Genomic DNA, 23,248 nt, shown 5'->3' with positions numbered 1-23,248 from the left:
TATTAAAAATTAAGGTTATACGTTAGTTTTACAAAGTAACTCCTACCATAAGCCAATAACATTTGAGACGATACAGCATGTCCGGCACCTTGATTGAGGTTGGATTGATTAACATTAGTAATATCAAAAAGGTTACGGGCACCAAGAGTCAATTCTATTTTGTCTTTCAGAAAATATTTTCGTACCGATGCATCCAGCCAACTATATGGCTCTATTTCAGAAAGAACATATTCATCCGTTCCGGCGACATATTGTTGGGACTTACCGGTATATTTATAGTATGCTGAAAAAGTAGTTTTCCATTTCGGAACCAAATAAGAAACACTACTATTTATGTTGAAATTGTAGAGATAACGATCATCAGAAGAGAACTCAAGATTGTCCATTGATCTGGAAATTCCGGTTAAAGACATCCCGAAATTAAAATTCCAGTTTCCCGTTTTAAGCTGATTGGTAGAAGAAATCGTAATGCTGTTATATTGGCTTATGTTGATGTATTCATAGATCGGAGTTGCCGCCTCATATCCGGTAAGCGCACTTGTAATCCTGTCTTTTACATCAATATAGCCCGCCATTAAACTATTAGACAAGACAGATCCGGACTCAAATACGGTTCTCTTTTTTAAACTGACTTCATACGAAGTACTTTTTTCCGGAACCAGATCTTCATTTCCTACAAAATAATGTCCGTCAAAAATGATTTGACTATATAGCTCTTCAAAAGTAGGTGTCCGAAACGATTTTCCTACTGAAGCCCTTATTTCAACATTTTTTGGCAATAAATAGCGCCCCCCTAATGAAATAGCATATTGGTTATCAAATAAAGATTGTATAGAATATCTTGCTCCAGGACGAATTGACAATTTATCGCTAATATTGATCTCAGAAATAGCAAAAAGGTCCACATTATCGATTCCTTTACTTACTTCTTTGGTTTGATTGTCCTCATCATCAACAACCGCAAAGCCATTGTTCTTAACAGCTTCATATCCGAGTTGAATATCAAATCTCTTTTTCTTAAAAAAGTTACTTAAAGTCCCTCTGGAATAAAACACTTCCATAGATTGATCCTTGTTCCTTGAATTGTTCATTTCCACATCGTTAGTAATATTGTATCTGAAATCTTCTACTTCTCTTTTCTGGTACTGATGCGAAATAGAAACATTATAATTAAGCTGCGAGAACAATTTGCCTACCACATTCAAATGATGGTACAATCTGTTTGTATAATACCTCTGATCTTCACCATATTTATAGGCACCGTATTCAGAACTGTATCCGGACTGAGCTGCCGAACCGTAAAAATCGATTACTTCATCTAAAATTTCAAACTTGTAGAATGCTCTGAAATTATTCTTTTTATAAGAGATCAATGCATTTCCCTGCCATTGTTCTTTAGGCAACCAGCTATATCCTCTGGTTCCGTCATTAATTGTATGATATTTCCCTTCCATATCTCCTAAAAAACCTTTAAAATCATTATGAGTACCTCCCACAGAGGCAAACCAATGCTCAGAAATAGTATGTGCTGCTTTTACATTTTGAATATGCTTTCCTTCTTCAAAAAAAGAGAATTCTTTACCCACAGTCTCTTCCTGAGCAGTAGCTGTTATTGCCCATTTTTCAGGAGTAGACTTCTTAGTTATAATGTTTAAGATTCCGGAAACTGCATTGGCACCATGTGTTACTCCCATAGAACCTTCAATTATTTCGATCCTCTCAATATCATTCAGATTTATCTGAGACAAATCGATATTGTTTCCGAAACCTCCTTCATTTACCAATGGAACATTATCTATTAAAATCTTAAAATATCCGGCATCCAGACCAAACATTGAAACTGTAGAACGACCTGTATTACTACTGGGGCGAACGGTAATATTTATATATTGGTTCAAAACGTCACCGAGAGTATTAGCTGCTAAATTCTGTATGTCTGCAGCAGTAATAACTCTAACATTATGAACTGATTTTTTTAACGATTGCGGTTCAAACTGAGCCGTTACAACGACTTCTTTAAGTCCGTTAACACTTATAGAATCCCTCTCCTTTTCTTGAGCTGTAAGTTTCAAAACACCTAATATAGCATACCCTATTAGAATTCCTTTTTTCATTATTTATAATAAATCTTAATTAAAATAATTTCAGCAAATGTAAATATTATTTTTATTTATTCTAAATAAATTTTATATTTTTGCTTCGAAATTAATTACTAATACTCATGAAAAAAACAGTCCTTTTAGCTCTATTTCTGCTTTCAGCCTTTGTGTATCCTCAACAAAAATCTTTGAGAATCATAAGTTTAAACGGTGCCGTAACTGAAATCATCTGCGAGTTAGGTTTTCAACAAAACATTATTGCAACTGATGTTACCAGCACCTACCCTTCCTCTTTAAAAGTCAAAAACTTGGGGCATGTTCGAAATCTTTCCGTTGAATCTGTAGTAGCTTTAAAGCCCGATCTGGTTTTAGGAACTGAAAAAGACATCAATCCTACTCTGGCAAATAATTTAAAAGCAGCCGGAATAAAAACGATATTTTACAAGCAAGAATTTTCTGTATCCGGAACGAAACAATTGATCGCAGAAATTGCTAAAACACTAAATCATAAAGATTATGCATTTCTCCAGCATAAAATTGACCAGGAGATTTCAAAAGCGAAAGAACTGACTGTAAAACCTAAAGTATTGTTCATTTATGCCAGAGGAGCCGGTACTTTAATGGTAGCCGGTAAAAATACTCCCATGGAAAAAATAATTGGTTTATCCGGCGGCATTAATGCCATTACAGCATTTGAAAACTTTAAACCCTTAACTCCTGAAGCACTCTTGGCTGCAAATCCTGATTACATCTTGTTCTTTTCAAGCGGTATGGAAAGCTTAGGTGGTATTGATGGTGTTTTAAAAATAGATGGTATTGAAAAAACAAAAGCCGGCAAACTCAAAAACATCATAGCTATGGATGGCACTTTACTTTCAGGGTTTGGCCCCAGACTGGGAGAAGCTATAGTAGCATTAAATACATTATTACGAGAAAATGGAAAGTAAAAAGTACTTCTTTCTATCGGCAATTATAATGCTATTGGTACTCCTTACAGCTACCTCTCTGTTTGTGGGTGTATATGAATTTGAAATGCCTTATTCTACCCTTTTAAAAAACACTTTCTTTCATAAAGACCGTATCCCGGAAACCGATTTCTATATTCTTTATGAATTACGCTTACCCCGAATTATTATGGCTATACTGGTAGGAAGTGCCCTAGCTGTTTCAGGAACAAGCTTGCAAGGAATGTTTAAAAATCCTTTGGCTACGCCTGACCTGATCGGAATAACTTCCGGAGCATCACTTTTTGCCGCTATTTCAATTGTTCTCGGGGCGCATTTGAAAAATTTACTTCCTGAAGTTTTCCATTTTTCATTAATCAGTATTATGGCATTTCTGGGTTCTGTCATTACTATGATCTCTGTATATAAAATTGCTACAGTAAAAGGAAAAACCAATGTTGTCGTGATGTTGTTAACAGGAGTTGCAATTACCGCACTAGGTTTTGCTTTCACCGGATTTATGATTTACCTCTCAGAGGACGATGAATTAAGAGATCTTACTTTCTGGAATCTGGGAAGTCTTGCTGCTGCTAACTGGACAAAGAACGGTATCTTAGTTTGTGTCATCACTGTATCTTATTTCTTTATCCTCAAAAAAGGAAAGGCGCTCAATGCCATGATGCTGGGAGAGAATGACGCCGCTCACTTAGGCATTCCGGTTGAGCGGACGAAACAACAGATCATTTGGTTTTCCTCTTTATTAGTTGGCACTTCAGTTGCTTTTTGCGGTACTATCGGTTTTATAGGACTTATTGTTCCTTATATCTTACGGCAATTGTTCAAATCAAATTACCAGATCATTTTACCTTTTTCAGCAGTAACCGGAAGCGTTTTATTACTGGGAGCTGACACCTTAAGCAGAACTATTGCTGCTCCTTCAGAACTGCCTATCGGTATTTTAACAGCAATTATGGGAGCCCCCGTATTTATTGCTATTTTAATCAAAAACAAAAAAACGTTATAAGTCATGTTAGAAGCAGAAAAATTATCCTATAGCGTAAAAAACAATACCTTACTCCGAAACGTTACCCTCAAAGCAGAACGGGGAAAGCTAATTGCTATTGTAGGCCCGAATGGTGCCGGAAAATCCACTTTACTTCGTTTGCTTTCCCACGAAATCACGTCAAAAGGTCACCCTATTTTATTTAAAGGGGAAAAGCTAGAAAATTGGAGTTCTACTGAATTGCCAAAACACAAAGCTAAATTCTCTCAGCATTATCATCATGATATTCCTCTTTTTGTGGAAGATGTCGTGTTAATGGGGCGCTATCCTTATTTTAACTCCCAGCCATCTTTACTTGATAAAGAAATTGTAGAAAATAAGCTATTGGATTTAGGCATTGAACATTTAGCTAAAAAAAATTACAGCCAACTATCCGGTGGCGAGAAACAACGGGTTCATCTGGCCAGAGTTATGGTACAACTTGAGAATACGGTTGAACATAAGCTTGCTTTTTTTGACGAACCGCTGAACAATCTAGACATTCTACATCAACACCGGATCATGAAAAACATTAAAGATTTTACACAATTAAACAATACTGTGATGGTGGTTCTTCACGATCTGAATATAGCGGCTCAATATGCTGATTCGATCGTATTGATGAAACAAGGTCAAATTGCAAAACAAGGTCATCCGGAAGACGTTTTTACCAATGATATTATTTCTGACGTTTACAATTTCCCTTGTACTATTTGTCGAAATCCTGTTACGAACAACCCACTGATTCTATTTGGAAATTAAAATTTTAAACACATAAAAATATGGATACAACCGCAACATTAAGAGAAAAATGGGATGAATTAAAAGCAAAAAATCCTTCTCTTAGAATACGAAATGCTGCACTTGAGTTAGGTGTTAGCGAGGCTGAACTTTTGGCCACCAAAATTGGAGAAACTGTAATCCGGCTACGTCCGGAGATCACTTCGATCCTACAAGAGATAAAATCTTTAGGAAAAGTTATGGCACTTACCCGCAATGAAGAATGTGTTCATGAGCGTAAAGGAGTTTATCTGAATGCTGACTTTTCAAGCCCCTATGTCGGCTTGTTTGTAGGTGAAGATATTGATCTACGGATCTTTCCTTCAGTTTGGACAAAAGCCTTCAGTGTAGAAGAAACATCAGAACACGGCACTCGAAAAAGTCTCCAGTTTTTCAGCAAAGACGGATTAGCGATTCATAAGATTTATCTAACACCTCAGAGCAATGACGAGGCTTTTAACGCATTGGTCTCAAAATACAAAAGTGATAATCAAGAAGCTATAGAAACTGTTGAGTCTGTTTCACTGGATCTGAATGAAAAACCGGATCATGAAATTAACATTGTTAGCTTTCAGAAAGAATGGGAAACCTTAAAAGACACACATGATTATTTCGGTCTACTCAAAAAATACAATGTTAGTCGTACTCAAGCCATGCGACTGGCTCCGAGCGAATATTATGCAACTCCTATAGGAAAAGAAAAAATAACCTCCATGCTGGAGACTGTTGCAAAAGAACATTTCCCTATTATGGTTTTTGTCGGAAACAAAGGCAATATCCAGATCCACACAGGCGAGGTCAAGAGAACACTATGGCACGGAAACTGGTTTAACATCATGGACCCCGACTTTAATCTGCATTTAGATATGTCAAAGATCGCGCAAACATGGATCGTCAGAAAGCCTACAGAAGACGGTATTGTTACTTCTATTGAAGTTTTTAATGAAATGGGAGATCTGATCGTTCAGTTCTTTGGAAAACGAAAACCGGGAATTCCTGAAATGAAAGAATGGCAGGATGTAGTAGCTAATTTATAATAAACTTAAAAAGGCTGTTTTTTTAATAATAAGACAGCCTTATTTTCTTCTTTTCCAAATAAATCCATCCAGTAAATAATGGGTGAATTGGGGAACCGTTAATAAAGGAACGGCAATTATTTGCCAGGAAGAATCTAAATCAGAAAAGAAAGAAAAATGATCTTCCCACACTAGAACTTCCCATAAAAACTCTTCAGCAAAAGCAATAACCAAAAGTGTAGCAATAAATAAAAAAACAATTGTCTTAGTTTCCAATTTCCATTTAAGGACTGATTCAAAATTATTTTTAATTTGCTGTTGCTCTTTAATAAAAACTAATGCCATATACGGAATTCCATGCGCTACAACATTAAGCAATGTAAAAACCAAATCATTATTATAATATACAATTCCTAAATACCAAGACAAAGCAGTACTCAAGACCAAAAGATTCTTCGGGATATTAAAATACCTGTTCTTTATGTATTCAGTGATAATTTTTATAACATAAATAGCAATAATTAAAACATAAGCTATAGTAAGTATTCTAACTAAAACCGGACTTTCAAACGTAAAAAACTCATTGTCTGTGAACCAATTAAAATTTTTCTTCGGTGTACAAAACCAGTATAGCATGGGATATACCGTTGATGCGTAGATCATTAAATTATCAACTAACTTAGCCGATCGGTTTTGTTTTTCATTACGAGCATATAAACGCATAAAGCCATATTGCTGCCGGATAAAATGAAAAACAGCGACATACGCCAGAACTGACCAGAAAAAGGCTCTTCCTATTGAGAACAGAACCAAAGAAATGGCTAAACAAAAAAGGGGTAAAATGATATAGTGAGTCTTATGCTTTTGAAATTCTTCTTTGTTAAAATAGGTTTTAAACAAAGTTGCATAAACATGTGCCACGTCAATAAAAACGACAATCAATAACCAAATCAAAAACGAACTGCTTGTTTCTATTTCTTGCAGCCAGTTTTGAAAAAACACAACACAAAAAATCACCAAAAAAGTTGGCGACAAAATAAATAGCAAATCTGTTCCTTTCTTATGAATCCAAGGTTGTATCATGCAAAATCGTATTTACGGCATCAATCCCCTGATGAAATGCTTCTTCAAAAATTGAAATTCCGGATAAATCTGAATGGGCAAAAAATATTTTATGCGCTATAGATTGCGCAGCTTTTTGTTTGTCATTACCAAAAATAAAATCAGGAACCGGAGAAATCATCCCATGCCCTATATAGTGTAAGTGTATCTCTTGAATGTTCTCTTCTATAGTAGGGTGTGCAACTTTCAGATCATTTAAAATATAGCTTTTCCAATACTCCTGATTCTTTTCTCTGAGTTTTTTTCTGCTTTTTAGCGTGTCTTCTTCAGCTAAGCTCAAGTAATATGTAATCACCTTTTTAGGCTGCACTTGCCCTAATGATTGCTGTTGATTGTAAATATATCCTAATCCTTTGGCTCCGTAAATAACATTGTCCCAAGACAAAGGATAACTATTATTATCAAAAAGATGGTTCACTGTTAAAGTAGTCAGAACCCAAGGGGCGTATTTAAAACTTTTAGTAATTTGTTTTCTATCCTGAAACAAATATTGATTGACATATTGAGGAGTAGCTACAATTACTTTTTCTGCTATGACCTTTTTGGAACTATTCTTTTCAGCATCAAAAAGGTTTAATTCTACCTTGTCATCTTGTAACTGAACATTATAAACTACATGTTTTGTCAAATGTTTTTTCTCTACATATTTTTTCAACAATGAAGTCAATCGGGCATTTCCTTCTGGCCAAGTTAGTACATTGTCTTCATAACCAATAAAATCATGTTTTCTCCCGGCAAAATAATGGATACCTGCCCAAGCCGAGATGTGTTCTGCTCCCAATCCATAATCATCTCTACAGCAATAATCAATATATTGAAATAACACTTTCGATGTCAATAACTCTTTTTGAAGCCATTCTTTCATCGTGATTTTATCAAAAGCTAAAACATCACCGTTTCTTGACGCTTTCTTTAAGGGAATATCGAACCAATAGTTTCCTTTTTCATCTTTAGCTTTTTTAAACGCTTCTACTTTCACAAAGAAACGTTCAATATCTTGCTGATCTTGCTTAGATATTCCAATTTTAGGAATTAAACCTTCTACCCAAGTATTTTTATAGAATAAACGTTCCTGCGGAGAAAAACTAAGCTGTTCTTCATCAAAAACAGGTTGGTTATTTTCGTACCCTACAATTATTTTTTCTTCTTCCAGAAACTGAAGCAGTTCTTTATCTTCTTTATTCGGAATAGGTAAATAATGAGCTCCTAAAGGATATTTCGAATATTGGTTTTCTCCGTTTGAAGAATTTCCGCCTAAATGATCTTCCAGTTCAAACAGCATAAAATCCTGAATTCCTTTTTTTACAAATTGTCGGGCAGCACTCAAACCTGAAATCCCACCTCCGATAATAACATATTTGATATGAGAAACTTCTGTGACTTCCGGAAAATCTTTTAACCACAAACGATGTCCCAAATTATAATTGGTCATCGTTTTTTTAAAATAAAACGAAACAATCTTTTCCTTACAAGATGTAACCGCCGCAGACAAAACACCCAAAAAAGCTACTGTTTTAAAAAATGTACGTCGTGTTATTTTATAATTTACTCCACTCTTCATCAAAATAGCGAACTAGTATTTGGTTGTTCAACTTATTAATTTCAACTTGAGAGATTTTCATGTCTTTCGAAAAATCATTCAGCTTTTCAAAGTCATAGTCATAAAATCTTAAGCCTTTTACTTTTCTATTCACTTCGCTAAAGCTTGTTTGAGGATTTTTAGCTGCAATTGTAAATCCCCATTCTCCAAACGAAGGCACATAAACATGAAGCGCATCTGCATTCGGAATTGCCTGCTTCACAGTCTCATTGATACACCAAAAAGATTTAGGTGCAAAATAAGGCGATGTGGTTTGGATAATCACTACTCCCTCGGTCGTTACACATTGATTCAATGTTCTGTAGAAATTTAGTGTATATAATTTTCCTAAACTATAATTAGACGGATCGGGAAAATCAATGATTACAACATCGAATTTTTGATTGCATTGCTTTAACCACAAATAAGCATCACTATTTACTACAGTAACTTTTTCATTTTGCAGAGAACTTTTATTAAAGTCTAAAAGCACTTTATTTGTCATGAAAAGTTTAGTCATTCCCTCGTCTAAGTCTACCAATGTTACTTTTTTAACTTCCGGATATTTCAAGATCTCTCTTACAGCCAAACCATCTCCTCCTCCTAACACAAGAATGTTCTCCGCCTTTTTGGCAATGGACATCGCCGGATGCACTAAAGTTTCATGATAGCGGTATTCATCTGCCGAACTGAATTGCAGATTATTATTCAAATACAATTTGTAATCGTTTTTCACATGGGTCAAAACAATTCTTTGGTAAGGTGTTGAATGCGTATACACAATATTTTCACCATATAATTTAGACTCTGAATACGATAATATATTCTCTGAAAAGATGAATGCAACGAGAAGTATCACAAAAGAGGCAATGGCTTTTATTTTAAGAAAAAGAGGTTTCTTTAACTCACTTGTCAAGATAAAACTTAATCCTATTGCTATACTAATATTTATCATCCCGAAGAAAAGAGACGTTCTTACCAATCCTAACTGGGGAACTAAAACCAAAGGAAAAAGTATCGAAGCTAATAAAGCCCCAATATAATCGAACGTGAAAACATTGGACACCAAGTTTCGGAACTTCACCCTGTCTTTTAAGATATTCATCAATAAAGGAATCTCAAGTCCGACTAAACATCCGGTTGTAAAAACAAATAAATATAAGATGAATTGAAAATAATAGACACTTTCAAAAAGTACAAACAAAACCGTTGAACTTAAACCTCCTATTACTCCCACTAAAATCTCTATCTCAATAAATGTATTGAGTAGTTTATTGCGAATAAATTTTGAAAAATAAGAGCCTACTCCCATTGAAAAGAGATAAACTCCAATGATAAAAGAAAACTGCTTAACGGAATCTCCTAATAAATAGCTTGCTAAAGTTCCTGCGACCAATTCGTAAACTAAGCCACAGGTAGCAATAGTAAATACCGCTAAAAACAGTAAAAATTCAAATTTAAAAAACTTATTACCCATGAATTGCCGCACTGATAATCATCGAAATTCCTATAATAAAAGCTGCAAAAACAATCGCAACTGCAATATTATTCTTTTGAACAATTTCTTTCCATGTATTTTCCGGAGTTAACTTCTCAACAATAAAATATGCGATTAATAGAATAAAAAATCCAATAAATGAAAATAGGATAGAATTAAAAACTGGCGTTGTAAAAAAATTCATCTTGTTAAAATTTATTTGTGATAAAAACTGTTAATGGTTCTGTGGTTATTATAATTAGTTTGCTTATAATTTTCTGTTGATTCGCAATCGCAAATTCTATTTCCTGCATATGTGTAATAGGCATAAAGTGTATAAAATAACAAAGCGATCAACAAACTCATCTTGTTATTTACTAAAAATGAAATCAATTTTTCCATAATTATTATTCGTTATAAGGGCTATAATCACTTTCTGACCATCTGTAGCGTTCAAACAGCACCTCGCCATAATAGACGATGGCACCAAAAACAGCCATAAATATAAAAACCATATATAAATTTCTGGAGGAAGCCTGATTCCAGGTTGCTCTTACCTGAACGCTGCGATTACTTAAATCATTTGGTGCCTTTTGAGCTGAAATTACCAAATGGTATTTTCCTTCCGGAACTCCGCAAATATTAAAACTTTCACCGGTACTTCCTTCTCTCCATTGTTCTCCATCTGCATAACCGTGATAATATTCAATATCTTTACTTGCATAACGTTCTTCTCCTGTCTTTTCATTAACTAAAGCTAACTGAACATTTGCCCACGAGTTATCAACATTAGAAGCAACTTTAATTCCTAAAGGTGCCGAACCTCCTTTTAGTTCAAATGATTTACTTATAAATTCATTAGATGTCTTGGAAAACGGGATCGATTCATTTACTATATTTTGATCACTTTGATTTTTATATATCGCAAAATGGGTTCCAAGAATTAACAATGCCGTCACACAAAGAATCATCCATGTATTCTTTACATTAACATAAAATGGTTGAATTGCTCCTACCCCTGACCTGTAAGGAACAGAACAGTTAAATCCGTTTCGTATTTCCCTCGCCGAAATATGTTCTCCAAAAAATTCGGAATAAAAAGTTGAATGCTTTTCAAAGGACATAATGAACGGCGGATTGATATATTCCGTTACTCTGATTTTATCATTCGGAACGGCATAATCAAAAACACCTTTGGCTAATTCTATTCCTACATTTGAATATTCAAACAAGTAAAAGTCTATATCATTATATTTAATCTGTTTAGGTCTTTTTTTGATTATCAAATCCGTTCTTACTTCTTTCAAAAAGATCCAATGCCCGTTACACTCTGACAAATACACGATTTCCCCTTTTGCATTCATCAATGTATACTCAGCCCATTGAGCCTGAGCATAAACCTCTTTTAACACCAGTGCTATAACTGTGTATTCAATTCCTTTTAAAGTTCCTTTATTACCGACCTTTAAAGTTTCCTCGAACGTAATATTACTTCTATCTCTTCCTTTTCGTAAAAATAGCTGCTTTCCATTCTTAAATTCATATTCAGACCTGCACCCGGGACAAATATATTCGACTACATCAAAATCAATATTGAAGCTGTGTGAAGTCTGACAGTTAGAGCAAGTAAAAATCATTTATCTTAAAATTTCAAATTCTTTAATAACTTCAGCTTCAAAATAATCTTTATACTCAGCAGCTATTTTCTTTACTTTTCCTGAATTCTCTTTTAAATAGTTACACAAATAAACATCCAATGTTAACTGATTATATTCAGGCCAGGTGTGAACACAAATATGCGATTCTTTTAAACATACTGCCGAGGTAAAACTTTTATTTTCAAACTCGTGAATAGTTTCCCCTACTTTCTCTAAACTGTATTTTTTAAGGATTTCGTCTGTAAAGCGACTAAATAAACTATGGTTAGTTAATTTTTGAATATCCGAGGTTTCCAATGTTAAAAGAACATGCAATCCCGGAAAATTGAAAGTAGAACTCATTGTTGTGGTTAAATATTACACTTCTTATACGGAAGTGTTAAAGTTTTGTTACAAAAAAAGCGAGAAAAAATTCTCGCTTTTTTTATTGTTCCAGTGCAATTTGTATTGCTAAACCCTCTAAATTTTCCGTTATGGGAATTTGGCAACCCAACCTGCTATTTGGCTGAACATGATAGGCTTCGTCCAGCATCGCTTCTTCATCCGGATTTCGGTCAATAGGTACCACATCATTTAAGATATATACCTGACAAGATGCGCACATAGCCATCCCTCCGCAAATTCCTAAAGTACCTTCTTCGGCTAATTCATAGGAACGGATTAACTCCATCAGGTTCATATTCATATCGGTAGGAGCTAAAACTTCGTGAGTCACTCCGTTTCGGTCTGTTATTTTTATGTTTACGTCTTGCGCCATTACTCTATTGCTTTTACAACTGCTTTTTCTGCTTCTTTACGAGTTCCGTCAAAACCATCAACACCGGAAACGGTTGTATATTTCAACACATAACGTTTTCCCGGATTGATTCGGTTATAAACACTCTGGCACATTAGAGTTGCTTCGTGAAAACCACATAAGATCAGTTTTAATTTTCCCGGATATGTATTCACATCGCCAATAGCATAAATCCCGTCAATATTGGTCTGATAATCTAAAGCATTATTTACTTTAATAGCATTTTTTTCGATTTCCAATCCCCAATCAGCTATGGGTCCCAATTTAGGTGTCAAACCAAACAAAGGAATAAAATAATCGCACTCTACATTCATACGAGCACCATTAATTTCAATATCGACAGCTGTTATTCTCTCACTACCATTAAATCCGACAACTTCTGCAGGAGTAATCAATTTAATTTTTCCGACATCTTTTAATTCTTTTACTTTTTCTACTGAATCTAATGCTCCTCGGAATTCATTTCTTCTGTGAACTAAAGTCACTGATTTCGCTACATTTGACAAAAAAACAGACCAGTCCAAGGCTGAATCTCCTCCTCCGGCAATCACAATATTTTTATCTCTGTATTTTTCAGGATCTTTTACGAAATAGTCAACACCTCTGTCTTCTAACTCATAAAATTCAATGTCTTTTAAAACCGGCTTACGAGGTTCAAAAGTTCCTAGACCACCGGCAATAGCAACTGCTTTAGCTTTGTGCTTTGTTCCTTCTTTAGTCGTTACAACAAAGGTATCGTCTTCTAATTTATCAATTGTTTCCGCAGTTTCTCCTAAGGTAAAACCCGGTTGAAACTGTTTAATTTGTTCCATTAAATTATTTACCAAATCTCCTGCTAAGACTTCTGGATAACCCGGTATATCAAAAATAGGTTTTTTAGGATATAATTCTGCTAATTGTCCTCCCGGTTGCGGAAGTGCGTCAATAATGTGGCATTTCATTTGAAGCAGTCCGGCTTCAAAAACGGCAAAAAGACCAGTAGGCCCGGCACCGATTATCACTATATCTGTTTCAATCATTTTAAATATGGTTTTTTACAGGGCAAAGTTCTTTTAAGTGAAACTTAATCCCTATGACTTTTATCAGTTTTTGCATGGGACTTTACGGTGTAAAGTTTACTCGTTTTGAGACGCCCCAAACGCAATACTAAATTAACTTTTTCGAACAGTTCACTCTGTAACCTAAGCTACATTCTCTACTGTTTCTATTTGCGGTACATATTTTTTGATAGTCGTTTCTACTCCGGCTTTCATTGTGCTGATACTTAAACTACAACTTGTACAAGCTCCTTCCAGTCTAACCTTTACGTGTTTACCGTCAACGATCTCAACCAATGAAATATCTCCACCATCAGAATTTAAGAACGGACGGATTTCGTCCAGTGCTTTTTCAATATTATTTTTTACTTCTTCTTGTGTCATACCTTTTGTTTATGCGCTATGAAAGGCATTATTTTTTAACAGCAGAACATCCTGCCATAGTTGTTATTTTTACAATTTCTGTAGGAGGAAGATTGTCATTTCTGTTTACCGTTTCCTGTACTACATTACGAGCTAATTCCTCAAATGCTTTTTCAAGCGGAGTCGCTGTCTGCAAAGCTGCAGGGCGTCCGTAATCGCCCGCTTCACGAATACTTTGTACTAAAGGAACTTCTCCTAAAAACGGAATTTGTAGATCTTCTGCCAGATTTTTAGCTCCTTCCTGACCAAAAATATAATATTTATTCTCCGGTAATTCTTCCGGTGTAAAATAGGCCATGTTTTCAATTATACCTAATACGGGAACCTTGATATTTTCATTCTGGAACATTGCCACTCCTTTTTTGGCATCAGCCAGAGCAACCGCTTGCGGAGTACTTACCACAACGGCTCCTGTAAGAGGTAAAGATTGCATAATTGATAAATGGATGTCTCCTGTTCCCGGAGGAAGGTCTATCAACATAAAATCGATGTCGCCCCAGTTCGCATCAAAAACCATTTGGTTCAGTGCCTTCGCCGCCATTGGTCCTCTCCAAATAACCGCTTGATCCGGTTTAGTAAAAAATCCGATCGAAAGGATTTCGACACCATAGCTTTGAACAGGTTGCATTTTTGATTTGCCCTCCACTTCAACAGATACCGGTTTCGCATTTTCCACATCAAACATAATAGGCATTGAAGGTCCGTAAATATCAGCATCTAAAACACCGACTTTAAAGCCCATTTTTGCCAAAGACACTGCTAAATTAGCCGTAATCGTTGATTTTCCGACCCCTCCTTTACCGGATGAAACGGCAATAATATTACTAATACCGGGAATCTGTTTTCCTTTGATTACGTTCTCTTCTTCCTTTTTTTCCGGAACTTCTACTTTAACATTGACCTTTACTTTTGCTTTCTCATACACCTTTTCATGTATTACTTTCATAATATCAACCTCTGCTCTTTTTCTGATATGAAGAGCCGGCGTATTAAGCAGCAAATCTACGACAACCTCATCTCCGAAGGTCAGTACATTTTGTATTGCTCCGCTTTCCACCATATTTTTACCTTCTCCGGCAACTGTAATGGTTTCTAACGCTTTTAATATATCTTTACGATCTAACTTCATTGTACTTAGTAATTTAATTTCCTTATTTACAATCTTTTATTAAGACTGATTTTAGATTGCAAAGATAAGTTGAAAAAGATAACGGGCAAAAATCAATTTGTAAAACTTTTGTTATTTTCCGCAAATAAAAAAAGCATCCTTGTCTAAGGGATGCTTTTAAAAAACCAAATTTAAAACTATCAATATCTAAAATAGAGGTCAAAATCTATTTCAACTTGATTGTTTACTACTATTGCTCCAAGGAGTTTTTTGGGGGCTTTAAGGGAAAAATCTTGAATATCAAGGTTAAGTACTCCTTTTACATTATTGTCTTTTGCATGGTATTGTACCGGAATTTCATAGGCTTTTCTTTGACCGGCAATCGCAACATTGACTTTTGCCGTTAGAGGGTACTGTGTGTAAGTTCTATAAGTTCAATTGTAATATTCGGAAACTCATCGGTTCTTAAAATGCTTTTTAGGTCTTTTGTAATCATTCTATGTTTACAATCGAATCCGTCACTTTTGATCGCTATCACAGCTCCGTCGCAAATTGTACTGTTTTTAGCTTTCAAAAAGGTGATACAATACTCTTCTTTCAGCAAAGCCGAATCGTACTGACATTGAAACGTATTAACATTAGACTTGCCTTTTATAATAATCTGGCTTTGCTCTGTAATCATCACTTTAGTAGTTTCTACAGGTGTAAAACCTAAACTAAAGATTAATACTATTACAAATGTAAGCGCTTTCATAATTTCTGTTTTTTAGGCACGAAGACCAAACATGATCTTCGTGCCTCATGAAAAAAGTTATGATTAGAAGCTGATTATCGCTTCAGCAACAAATCCGTTAAATTTACCGCCATCCAGTTTATTTCCGGGTGCAAATCCGTCGTATTTTTGATTTACATATTCTACTTTAGCTAAGATGTTTTTAGTCATAAACCAGCCGCCGCCAATATTAAATCTGGTAATATCGACATCATATCCTGAAGCATCTTCTGCTGATACTGTATTATAACGTCCGCCAAAATAGAAGTTTTCATTACCTCCGAAACGATATAATAACTCTGCTCCTAATTGAGTGGCTTTTCTTCTATCTGTTTCGCCTAAATTTCTACCATTTGTAAATTCTAATACTCCAAAGAATTCTAAACCTTGGTATTTTACAAACGGGTTAAACATAATAGCAGTTAACTTATTATTGAAACCCGGATCGTATCTACCTGATCTGAAATCTGTCGCTGCAGTAGCATCCGGAGCTGACATTACCATATAATATCTCGCACCGGCTCTGTCTCCTGCATATAAATAAGTTCTGGTTGCCCAAGCTGTATTGTAAACAGATCCTGTTAAACGAACTCTTAAATCATCGCTTAATTGTTTGTCAAAACCTAATTTACCCACAAATGAAGGACTTGCATTACCATTAGTTTCATCGCTGACCACACTTTGATTTAATTTTGTATTAGTCACTGCTGCCATAGCTAAAAAGCCATCTTTTCTGAAATAAACTTCACCACCTACTTCGGTTGTAAATGAATCCATAATATAGTTCCCTACAAACGGATTAAATATAGCTTGTGCATTATCACTTCTTCTGAAGTGAGTATCCCCATAGTTGATCTCCATATGTCCTACTTTAATAGTCACATATTTCATCAAATCTGAAGCTAAACCTTCTTTAACAAAATCTAAGTTGTCAACTTGGAAATAACCTCCTTTTACATACGGTTCATTATGGTGACGAGATGACAAATAGGTTCTCAAGTGCATACGAAGTCCTTTTGCTAATGCAACATCCATATCTAAGTTAGCTGTAGCTAAGTTAAAATTGTTAGTTATTGCTATCAAATCAGCCGCTCCATCTGCGTTTTCATGATCTATCGCCTGATACTGCAACGCAAAGGAACCTCCCATTCTTACTTTTACATTGTCAAAAGTTGAAGCGGTATCTTTTGGTGATTCAAAAACATTCAACCCTCTTTTGTCCGGTTGTCTAAAATTATCTAAGTCCCTGTTTTGAGCCTCTAAACTGCTGCATAAGCTTAACAAAGCTATTATAAATGCAGATTTAATAATTGATTTCATACCTGTTGATTTTATGTTGATTCGTAAAATTTTATTGATATACTACTGAAAAATTTATTGTTACACTTTCGCCTGTTTTAATAGTTCCTAACAGTGCTGTAGGCGGTTTTACACTATAGTGCGTCATATTAAGCGTTTGTTTACCGGTTAACTGAATTTTATTAGCAATTAGCTTAGCGGTAAAATTTTGTGTAATCTTTTTAGTTACCCCATTAATGGTAAGGTCGCCCTGAGTCTCGATCAAAAAAGTTCCGTTTGTATTTTTAGCTACTTTAAGAACTTTCGTCACTTTATAATTAATGGTTTTATATTTCGAACTATTCAGCGCTTTAAAAGTATTTTGATCCATTCCTTTTTTTCCGCTTTTCAATTGTTCTACTTCAACCACAAAAGTTAAATTTTTTAACGCTGTAATATCTGTACCGGAAACTGTAAAACCTGCCGTTCCTGACATTGTTTTTGCTTCTATTGTCCAATCGTGTAAATTAGAAGTCCCGTCAACTGTTAATTTACTTTCACTTAATAAAAGTTTATATTCTTGTGCATTTAAAAAACTGAATGTCAAAAACATAAACATTACTAATCCTACTATTCTATGTTTTGCTTTCATAACCTTTTCATTTAAATTATAGAACAAATTTCGCCTGAAATTTTAGTAGAAAACATGACTTTTGTCACTTTTGTTACAAAAGCCTGTAGAGAAGAGCAACTCAAACGTTATAGTTTATGTTTTTTTCAAAAAAAAATCCTAAAAGTGTTTTTCAACCTTTAGGAATAAGAAAAATAACAACTATTTCTTTTAAAAAAACAGAATTAAAAGCTCATTTACAACTCGTTATATTTTAAAAGATTCATCTTAATTGTAGTAAACCGAATCATTAATTGATTTTTTAAGACATCATATTGTGATTGTAACAACTGATTTTTTACGGAGTTAAATGTCACTGCTTCTATTTTACCACTCTCAAATTTTGACTGAGATGTTCTGTACGAGAGTTTAGCAAAATCTAAAACATCGCTAAACCGGGATTCTAACTGTTTGTATTGTGCTTTTCTTTCATTTTCCAAAGCCAGTTGTTTCTCCAGTTGTTGTTTCTCAAATGTCATCTGCACTTTGCTTTTCTCTGTTTCTATTTTAGCAGACGCTATTTGTTTGCTGTTTCTAAATCCGTTGAATATAGGAATATTAAGTTGGAGACCTATTTGATGGTTCTTATTGTCCTGTAACTGGGTTTGTAAATCGCTGACCGCAACATCCGGTTGATTCAGAGGTTTGTAATAAAAAGTCGAAAACTGATAATAAGCTGATAATGACGGTAAACTATTCGCCCGATATTGTAAAATTGTTTTTTTACTAATCTTAAAATTGGTCTCTGCTAAATCTAATTTCGGATTTTGTATCTCCTTATCTATGGTTCCTGATGAAAAATCTTCTAATACGATCTCTTGTACCTCAACATCTGTTTTATTGATCAACTGGAACAATTGCAATTTTAAAAGAACTAACTGTTGTTCACTGTCTACTAATTGTGCCTGCTCTGACTTATAAGACAATTGCATGTCATACTCATCACTTTTCGGTTTACTTCCTATTTCAACTTCTTTCAGAACTCTGTCTAAATTATTTTTAGAATTTTTAAGTTGTTCGCTTTTAATTTTAACCAACTCTTGGGTATATAATGCCTGATAATAGCTTTCTGCTATTTGTAATTTATACTCATTTTCAAAAACTTTTCTTTCGGCTTCTGCTCTTTCAAGCTCTAATTTACTTTTGCTTTTCAGTGCCAAATTATTAAAATCTAACACATTGACAGATGCATTGAGATAGAAATTATCGTATAAAATATTGGAACTGACCCTGCCGTTTGTAGCCGGATCAATTGTAGATCCGAAATTATATGAATGATTTCCTGCAAGATTTACGGTTGGTAGCCAATAATGAATCAACGAAGTTTTACTTCTTTCTGCTCTTTTTACTTCCAACTGCCTGATCTGCTCTTCTAAACTTTGCTCTAAAGCGGTATCAATACATTCCTGTAACGACCAGATTTTTGCCTGGGCGGTAACAAGAAGACTAAAAGTCAATAAAAGCGTAGTATATATTAGCTTTTTATTCATATTTCAAATATTTTAAAACATCTACTTTAGTCGCCTGATATGCTCTTGACAAGACTACTACTAATGTTAGTACCAATAAGGCTATGAATCCGATAACAAACGGCATTATACTGATCGATATCCTGAAAGCAAAGTTCTCTAACCATTTTTCCAGAAAGTAATACGTTGGCAATATGGCTAAAGCAAAACCGGCAATACCAAATACAATATATTGTTTCGACAATTCTTTTAACAAAGAACCGGTTTCTGCCCTAATGTTTTACGAATGGCTATTTCTTTCATACGACGCTCAATGGAAAAGGCTGCTAAAGCAAATAAACCGAAAAGCGCTATTAATATCACCACCAGATTAAGAAGTGAGAACAAGTTTTTCTGTTTTACGTACTGTTCATACGTACGGGCATAATTTTTATCCACAAAATCATAATCAAAAGGATATTCGTTGTCCACATTCTGAACCCAGAATTTTTCTATTTCAGATAGTGTCTGTTCTAAATTTTCAGGATCAACTTTTACATACATCTGACTAAGATTTGACAACATCCAGTCGATCGTTTTGAAATGAAAAAATGCCATTGGCGGAATTTCGGCCTGTGGTCCGTAAATATGAAAATCTTTAACGATTCCTACTACTTTTAATTTATGATCGTTCCAGTTTACTTCTTTCCCTACTAAAGCACTATCTTTCATCATCTTTGCAGCAGTTTCATTGACTAACATGGAGCTTATGGTATCAGAAGCATACTTAGATGATAAATTTCTCCCTTCTTTTATTTTAATATTCATCATAGGAAGCATGTCAAAATCAATGGCCATATTCTGCCCCTGAATATTCACATTATTATAGATAAAACTGGAAGATGAAGTTGCTCCGCCACCAAAGTTAAAGGCTCCGGATGCTACCTCACGAACTCCTTTTATTTTTCCGAGTTCTTGTTTGATCATTTCAAAACGAGAGAAGTTTTTCTTCATATAACCTTCCTCGTTATGTCCGTATTTATTTCTATAAGAAATCCGGATCACTTGTTCTCCACTAAAGCCAAGATCCTTGGTTGCCATATAATGCACTTGTTGGTATACAATATAAGAACCTACAATAAAAAAAGAGGCTATGGCAAATTGTACGATCAACATGGCGTTTCTAAGCCAAATGCCTCTTTTGCTTCTGCTGAAATTTCCTTTTAAAACCTTCAGCGTTTCAAAATTGGAAACATACAAAGCCGGAAATATCCCGGCAAAAACAACTACGGCAAAAAAGATCAGGATTAATTGAATAAAGAACAGGCTTCCGTTCAACTCTAATGATTTACCGAGAAAATCGTTATAATAAGGCAATGCTAATTCTACAATCACTAAGGCGAACAGAATAGAGAACAAAACGAAAATGACAGTTTCAAAAACGAATTGATAAATAATATTATTTTTGGTAGCGCCCAATATTTTTCTAACACCTACTTCTTTTGCCCGTTTTATAGTATTGGCTGTCGCCAAATTAACATAATTTACGATGGAAAGAACCAGGATCAAAACGGATAATCCCAGCATAATCATTAGAAACTGATAATTGCCTTTAGATTCCGGATAACTATCAATAACGGAATGTAAATGTGCTGTTTGCAAGGCTTCAAGGATTACTTTATTTCCTTCTTCATCATACTTTTTCAGCCACTCTTCCGGAGTTAAACCTTCTTCTTTTGCCCATTTGACCAAAGTATTCTCATACATCACCTTCTCTATCTTAGTTCTTACCTCAGGTGCTGTATTAGGGTCTTTAAGCTTAATAAGTAGTCCGAAATTATAATTTCCCCAATGATCCTTATTGTTTTTAAGCTTTGATTCTAATAGATTGGTAACAGCTTCCGGTGCTATAGAAGATTTAGTGTTTAATTTATACACTCCTTTAACTACTAATTTTCTACCGGAATATTCAACTTCTCTGTTGATCGGGTTTTGATCTCCGAAAATACGTTGTGCGGCAACATCTGAAATTGCCATACTGGATTCGCTTAAACATGCCTTAGGATCTCCCTGAAGAAATTCAAAGGGAAAGAAATCAAAAAAGTTTTTTTGGGCATCAACAAATTTTAATATTTCTTTTTTGTCTTTATACTTTATGATCTCATTATAATACCAATTATTGAAATAACAATACGATTCTACTTCCTGAAATTGGGTTTCAAAATATGCCCCTAAAGGTGCCGGATTATTAGCCCAGATATTGCCTCCGCCCAAGTCCTGTAACACTTCAAAGACCTTTTCTTTTTCAGGATTCCAGGCGTCATAACTTTTTTCGTCATTATAATATAAAAGCGAAAAAACAAGTGCGGCAATACCGATACTCAATCCTAGAATATTAAGTATAGTAAATAACTTGTTGTTCTTGATGTGATAATAAAAAATATGTAACCAGTTGTTAAGCATAACTGTTCGTTTTTTGATGGATGATTATTATTTTTTAGTAACTGAGCCTGATGAGCTTTCTTTAATACGTATCTTATCCGGATCTCCGTAATAGATAATATCGGCACTGGATGATGCTTCTGCTTCTAACAATGCTGTTGCATGTATCATTACGTCGGCTGAACTATTTGCTTTTACATAAGCTTCTTTAGCTTCTAAATTTTTCAGATCGCAATCAGAAGAACTGCTACTTCCTACTTTTACTGTAGCTGCTTTTCCGGACACTTTTACGTCTGCTGAACTACTGGATTCTACTAATAGCATCGGAGTGTTTACCTGAATATCACAATCAGCACTGGATGAATTATCTATCGTTATTTTGTCGGCTTCAAAACTTCCTTCAATGCTACTCGACGAACTGCTTTTTAAGGTCACTTCTTTTGCCTTGTTCGTATTTAGAAGTTTGACTTCTGCGGAAGTACTGGTTGTAATTTCGTTTAAAAACGGACCGGAGATCTCAACTTTTAGAACCTCAAATGACACTCCGTTATTCCAATTTCTACCGCTTTTACTTTTTTTCTTTTTAGTATTTTTAAAATATTCTGTTGTATCAATATAAACCTTGAGCACACCGTTTTCAGTTTCTGTTTTTACGCAAGCTATTTTTTGAGCATCATCGGCATATACTTTAACTGATTGAATAGTACTGAATGTATAAAACACTTCAATAGTATTGGACACTTTTAATTTTGAAAAAGATTCCACCTGACGATTCTCTGAAACCTGAGCTCTAAGCATCAAGCTCATTAAACCAACCACTAAATAAATTATGATTCTGTACATGATCTCATTTTTTAAGAAATTAATATGTCTACTTTTTTGTTATTATTTTTCTCGGAAATAATCATTCCGTCTTTCATCACAATTGTTTTTTGTGAAAAAGAAGCATCATAATCAGAATGCGTTACCATTAAAATTGTAGCTCCCTGAGCATGCAGATCCGTTAATAACTCCATCACTTCATTTCCGTTCTTAGAGTCCAGATTTCCGGTAGGTTCATCGGCCAAAATGATTTTAGGCTCATTGATCAGAGCACGGGCTACCGCCACACGTTGCTGCTGTCCGCCGGATAATTGCTGAGGAAAATGTTTCAATCGGTGTGCAATGCCTAAACGTTCAGCAATTGCCTCTACTTTTTGTTTGCGCTGAGCTGCCGGAACATCATTATAAATAAGTGGTAATTCGATGTTATCAAAAACAGAAAGTTCGTCTATCAAATTGAAATTCTGAAAAATAAATCCGATGTTTTGTTTTCTCACTTTAGCTCTTTCCTGTTCTTTAAGGACAATCATTTCTTGCTCTAATAAAATGTAATGTCCTTCATCAGCGCTATCCAGCAGACCTACAATATTCAATAAAGTAGATTTACCGCTTCCTGAAGGCCCCATAATGGTTACAAATTGGCCTTGTTCTAATTGAAAAGAAACGTTATTCAATGCTTTTGTTTCCACTTCTTCTGTTCGGAAGGTTTTTGAAAGGTTTTTAATTTGTATCATA

23 protein-coding genes are annotated in these 23,248 nt (G+C 34.8%); 4 read left to right on the top strand and 19 right to left on the bottom strand.

The features are described 5' to 3' along the window. Positions 1-2 precede the first annotated feature (2 nt). A complete protein-coding gene (locus DI487_RS08375) occupies positions 3-2,114 on the bottom strand; it encodes a TonB-dependent receptor plug domain-containing protein (protein ID WP_109569241.1) in 2,112 nt (703 codons plus the stop codon). Positions 2,115-2,221: 107 nt separating this feature from the next. On the opposite strand from DI487_RS08375, the gene DI487_RS08370 reads away from it, so the two are divergent. Genes DI487_RS08370 through DI487_RS08355 form a run of 4 tightly spaced genes read left to right on the top strand, consistent with a single transcriptional unit; the run spans position 2,222 to position 5,902 of the window. Continuing rightward, on the top strand, positions 2,222-3,046 hold the full coding sequence (locus DI487_RS08370; protein ID WP_109569240.1) for a heme/hemin ABC transporter substrate-binding protein: 825 nt from the start codon (positions 2,222-2,224) through the stop codon (positions 3,044-3,046). Continuing rightward, a complete protein-coding gene (locus DI487_RS08365) occupies positions 3,036-4,067 on the top strand; it encodes a FecCD family ABC transporter permease (RefSeq protein WP_109569239.1) in 1,032 nt (343 codons plus the stop codon). Before DI487_RS08370 ends, DI487_RS08365 begins: the two co-directional genes overlap by 11 nt. 3 nt (positions 4,068-4,070) lie before the next feature. Further along, positions 4,071-4,847 (top strand): heme ABC transporter ATP-binding protein, encoded by a 777-nt coding sequence (locus DI487_RS08360; RefSeq protein ID WP_109569238.1) that lies wholly within the window; start codon positions 4,071-4,073, stop codon positions 4,845-4,847. A gap of 20 nt (positions 4,848-4,867) precedes the next feature. Then, positions 4,868-5,902, top strand: coding sequence for a hemin-degrading factor (locus tag DI487_RS08355; protein WP_109569237.1), 1,035 nt, complete (start codon positions 4,868-4,870; stop codon positions 5,900-5,902). A gap of 39 nt (positions 5,903-5,941) precedes the next feature. Here the strand turns inward: DI487_RS08355 and DI487_RS08350 are convergent, their stop codons facing one another. The 18 genes from DI487_RS08350 to DI487_RS08265 all read right to left on the bottom strand — a co-directional run bounded on the left by DI487_RS08350 (position 5,942) and on the right by DI487_RS08265 (position 23,247). Further along, positions 5,942-6,964: a hypothetical protein gene (locus DI487_RS08350; RefSeq protein WP_109569236.1), complete on the bottom strand. Its 1,023-nt coding sequence runs from the start codon at positions 6,962-6,964 to the stop codon at positions 5,942-5,944. Then, complete coding sequence (locus DI487_RS08345; protein ID WP_245896317.1) at positions 6,942-8,435, bottom strand: flavin monoamine oxidase family protein; 1,494 nt, start codon at positions 8,433-8,435, stop codon at positions 6,942-6,944. The genes DI487_RS08350 and DI487_RS08345 overlap by 23 nt, the downstream gene beginning before the upstream one ends. Positions 8,436-8,541: 106 nt before the next feature. After that, positions 8,542-10,059 (bottom strand): polyamine aminopropyltransferase, encoded by a 1,518-nt coding sequence (locus DI487_RS08340; protein ID WP_109569234.1) that lies wholly within the window; start codon positions 10,057-10,059, stop codon positions 8,542-8,544. Beyond that, the gene (locus DI487_RS08335; protein WP_109569233.1) at positions 10,052-10,264 is read right to left on the bottom strand and encodes a DUF350 domain-containing protein; all 213 of its coding nucleotides are present in this window, start codon (positions 10,262-10,264) and stop codon (positions 10,052-10,054) included. The genes DI487_RS08340 and DI487_RS08335 overlap by 8 nt, the downstream gene beginning before the upstream one ends. A gap of 202 nt (positions 10,265-10,466) precedes the next feature. Beyond that, a complete protein-coding gene (locus DI487_RS08325) occupies positions 10,467-11,696 on the bottom strand; it encodes a DUF4178 domain-containing protein (RefSeq protein ID WP_109569231.1) in 1,230 nt (409 codons plus the stop codon). Beyond that, positions 11,697-12,059 (bottom strand): S-adenosylmethionine decarboxylase family protein, encoded by a 363-nt coding sequence (locus DI487_RS08320; RefSeq protein ID WP_109569230.1) that lies wholly within the window; start codon positions 12,057-12,059, stop codon positions 11,697-11,699. It abuts the gene before it with no gap. Between the two features lie 82 nt (positions 12,060-12,141). After that, a complete protein-coding gene (locus tag DI487_RS08315) occupies positions 12,142-12,474 on the bottom strand; it encodes a 2Fe-2S iron-sulfur cluster-binding protein (protein WP_109569229.1) in 333 nt (110 codons plus the stop codon). Further along, positions 12,474-13,532 carry an NAD(P)/FAD-dependent oxidoreductase gene (locus tag DI487_RS08310; protein WP_109569228.1) on the bottom strand — a complete coding sequence of 353 codons (1,059 nt, stop codon included), beginning with the start codon at positions 13,530-13,532 and terminating at the stop codon, positions 12,474-12,476. The genes DI487_RS08315 and DI487_RS08310 overlap by 1 nt, the downstream gene beginning before the upstream one ends. Before the next feature lie 162 nt (positions 13,533-13,694). Then, positions 13,695-13,934 (bottom strand): NifU family protein, encoded by a 240-nt coding sequence (locus tag DI487_RS08305; protein WP_109569227.1) that lies wholly within the window; start codon positions 13,932-13,934, stop codon positions 13,695-13,697. A gap of 28 nt (positions 13,935-13,962) precedes the next feature. Next, a complete protein-coding gene (locus DI487_RS08300; protein ID WP_109569226.1) occupies positions 13,963-15,102 on the bottom strand; it encodes an Mrp/NBP35 family ATP-binding protein in 1,140 nt (379 codons plus the stop codon). A gap of 382 nt (positions 15,103-15,484) precedes the next feature. After that, positions 15,485-15,835 (bottom strand): hypothetical protein, encoded by a 351-nt coding sequence (locus tag DI487_RS08295; RefSeq protein WP_109569225.1) that lies wholly within the window; start codon positions 15,833-15,835, stop codon positions 15,485-15,487. A gap of 63 nt (positions 15,836-15,898) precedes the next feature. After that, the gene (locus DI487_RS08290; protein ID WP_109569224.1) at positions 15,899-17,173 is read right to left on the bottom strand and encodes a hypothetical protein; all 1,275 of its coding nucleotides are present in this window, start codon (positions 17,171-17,173) and stop codon (positions 15,899-15,901) included. 31 nt (positions 17,174-17,204) lie between these two features. Beyond that, positions 17,205-17,783, bottom strand: coding sequence for a YceI family protein (locus DI487_RS08285; RefSeq protein WP_109569223.1), 579 nt, complete (start codon positions 17,781-17,783; stop codon positions 17,205-17,207). 215 nt (positions 17,784-17,998) lie between these two features. Further along, complete coding sequence (locus tag DI487_RS08280; RefSeq protein WP_109569222.1) at positions 17,999-19,291, bottom strand: TolC family protein; 1,293 nt, start codon at positions 19,289-19,291, stop codon at positions 17,999-18,001. Further along, on the bottom strand, positions 19,284-19,514 hold the full coding sequence (locus DI487_RS16620; protein ID WP_317046201.1) for a hypothetical protein: 231 nt from the start codon (positions 19,512-19,514) through the stop codon (positions 19,284-19,286). Before DI487_RS16620 ends, DI487_RS08280 begins: the two co-directional genes overlap by 8 nt. A gap of 5 nt (positions 19,515-19,519) precedes the next feature. Beyond that, on the bottom strand, positions 19,520-21,712 hold the full coding sequence (locus DI487_RS08275) for an ABC transporter permease (protein ID WP_317046200.1): 2,193 nt from the start codon (positions 21,710-21,712) through the stop codon (positions 19,520-19,522). A gap of 27 nt (positions 21,713-21,739) precedes the next feature. Continuing rightward, positions 21,740-22,534, bottom strand: a complete 795-nt coding sequence (locus DI487_RS08270) for a GIN domain-containing protein (protein WP_109569221.1) — start codon at positions 22,532-22,534, stop codon at positions 21,740-21,742. 11 nt (positions 22,535-22,545) lie between these two features. Continuing rightward, positions 22,546-23,247: an ABC transporter ATP-binding protein gene (locus tag DI487_RS08265; protein WP_109569220.1), complete on the bottom strand. Its 702-nt coding sequence runs from the start codon at positions 23,245-23,247 to the stop codon at positions 22,546-22,548. Position 23,248: the final 1 nt, after the last annotated feature.

Source organism: Flavobacterium sediminis (assembly GCF_003148385.1).
In the GTDB taxonomy this organism is placed as follows: Bacteria; Bacteroidota; Bacteroidia; order Flavobacteriales; family Flavobacteriaceae; genus Flavobacterium; species Flavobacterium sediminis.
Note: the sequence above shows the minus strand (reverse complement) of the source record. Positions and strands in the feature narration are given on the sequence as shown.

Bases quoted from the DNA above. Each gene is read 5' to 3' on its own strand.
- DI487_RS08275 (WP_317046200.1), bottom strand. From the start codon at position 21,712: ATGCTTAACAACTGGTTACATATTTTTTATTATCACATCAAGAACAAC.
- DI487_RS08320 (WP_109569230.1), bottom strand. From the start codon at position 12,059: ATGAGTTCTACTTTCAATTTTCCGGGATTGCATGTTCTTTTAACATTG.
- DI487_RS08350 (WP_109569236.1), bottom strand. From the start codon at position 6,964: ATGATACAACCTTGGATTCATAAGAAAGGAACAGATTTGCTATTTATT.
- DI487_RS08295 (WP_109569225.1), bottom strand. From the start codon at position 15,835: ATGAAAGCGCTTACATTTGTAATAGTATTAATCTTTAGTTTAGGTTTT.
- DI487_RS08355 (WP_109569237.1), top strand. From the start codon at position 4,868: ATGGATACAACCGCAACATTAAGAGAAAAATGGGATGAATTAAAAGCA.
- DI487_RS08285 (WP_109569223.1), bottom strand. From the start codon at position 17,783: ATGAAAGCAAAACATAGAATAGTAGGATTAGTAATGTTTATGTTTTTG.
- DI487_RS08300 (WP_109569226.1), bottom strand. From the start codon at position 15,102: ATGAAGTTAGATCGTAAAGATATATTAAAAGCGTTAGAAACCATTACA.
- DI487_RS08335 (WP_109569233.1), bottom strand. From the start codon at position 10,264: ATGAATTTTTTTACAACGCCAGTTTTTAATTCTATCCTATTTTCATTT.
- DI487_RS08340 (WP_109569234.1), bottom strand. From the start codon at position 10,059: ATGGGTAATAAGTTTTTTAAATTTGAATTTTTACTGTTTTTAGCGGTA.
- DI487_RS08305 (WP_109569227.1), bottom strand. From the start codon at position 13,934: ATGACACAAGAAGAAGTAAAAAATAATATTGAAAAAGCACTGGACGAA.
- DI487_RS08265 (WP_109569220.1), bottom strand. From the start codon at position 23,247: ATGATACAAATTAAAAACCTTTCAAAAACCTTCCGAACAGAAGAAGTG.
- DI487_RS08325 (WP_109569231.1), bottom strand. From the start codon at position 11,696: ATGATTTTTACTTGCTCTAACTGTCAGACTTCACACAGCTTCAATATT.
- DI487_RS08280 (WP_109569222.1), bottom strand. From the start codon at position 19,291: ATGAATAAAAAGCTAATATATACTACGCTTTTATTGACTTTTAGTCTT.
- DI487_RS08315 (WP_109569229.1), bottom strand. From the start codon at position 12,474: ATGGCGCAAGACGTAAACATAAAAATAACAGACCGAAACGGAGTGACT.
- DI487_RS08345 (WP_245896317.1), bottom strand. From the start codon at position 8,435: ATGACCAATTATAATTTGGGACATCGTTTGTGGTTAAAAGATTTTCCG.
- DI487_RS08360 (WP_109569238.1), top strand. From the start codon at position 4,071: ATGTTAGAAGCAGAAAAATTATCCTATAGCGTAAAAAACAATACCTTA.
- DI487_RS08370 (WP_109569240.1), top strand. From the start codon at position 2,222: ATGAAAAAAACAGTCCTTTTAGCTCTATTTCTGCTTTCAGCCTTTGTG.
- DI487_RS08270 (WP_109569221.1), bottom strand. From the start codon at position 22,534: ATGTACAGAATCATAATTTATTTAGTGGTTGGTTTAATGAGCTTGATG.
- DI487_RS08365 (WP_109569239.1), top strand. From the start codon at position 3,036: ATGGAAAGTAAAAAGTACTTCTTTCTATCGGCAATTATAATGCTATTG.
- DI487_RS08375 (WP_109569241.1), bottom strand. From the start codon at position 2,114: ATGAAAAAAGGAATTCTAATAGGGTATGCTATATTAGGTGTTTTGAAA.
- DI487_RS08290 (WP_109569224.1), bottom strand. From the start codon at position 17,173: ATGAAATCAATTATTAAATCTGCATTTATAATAGCTTTGTTAAGCTTA.
- DI487_RS08310 (WP_109569228.1), bottom strand. From the start codon at position 13,532: ATGATTGAAACAGATATAGTGATAATCGGTGCCGGGCCTACTGGTCTT.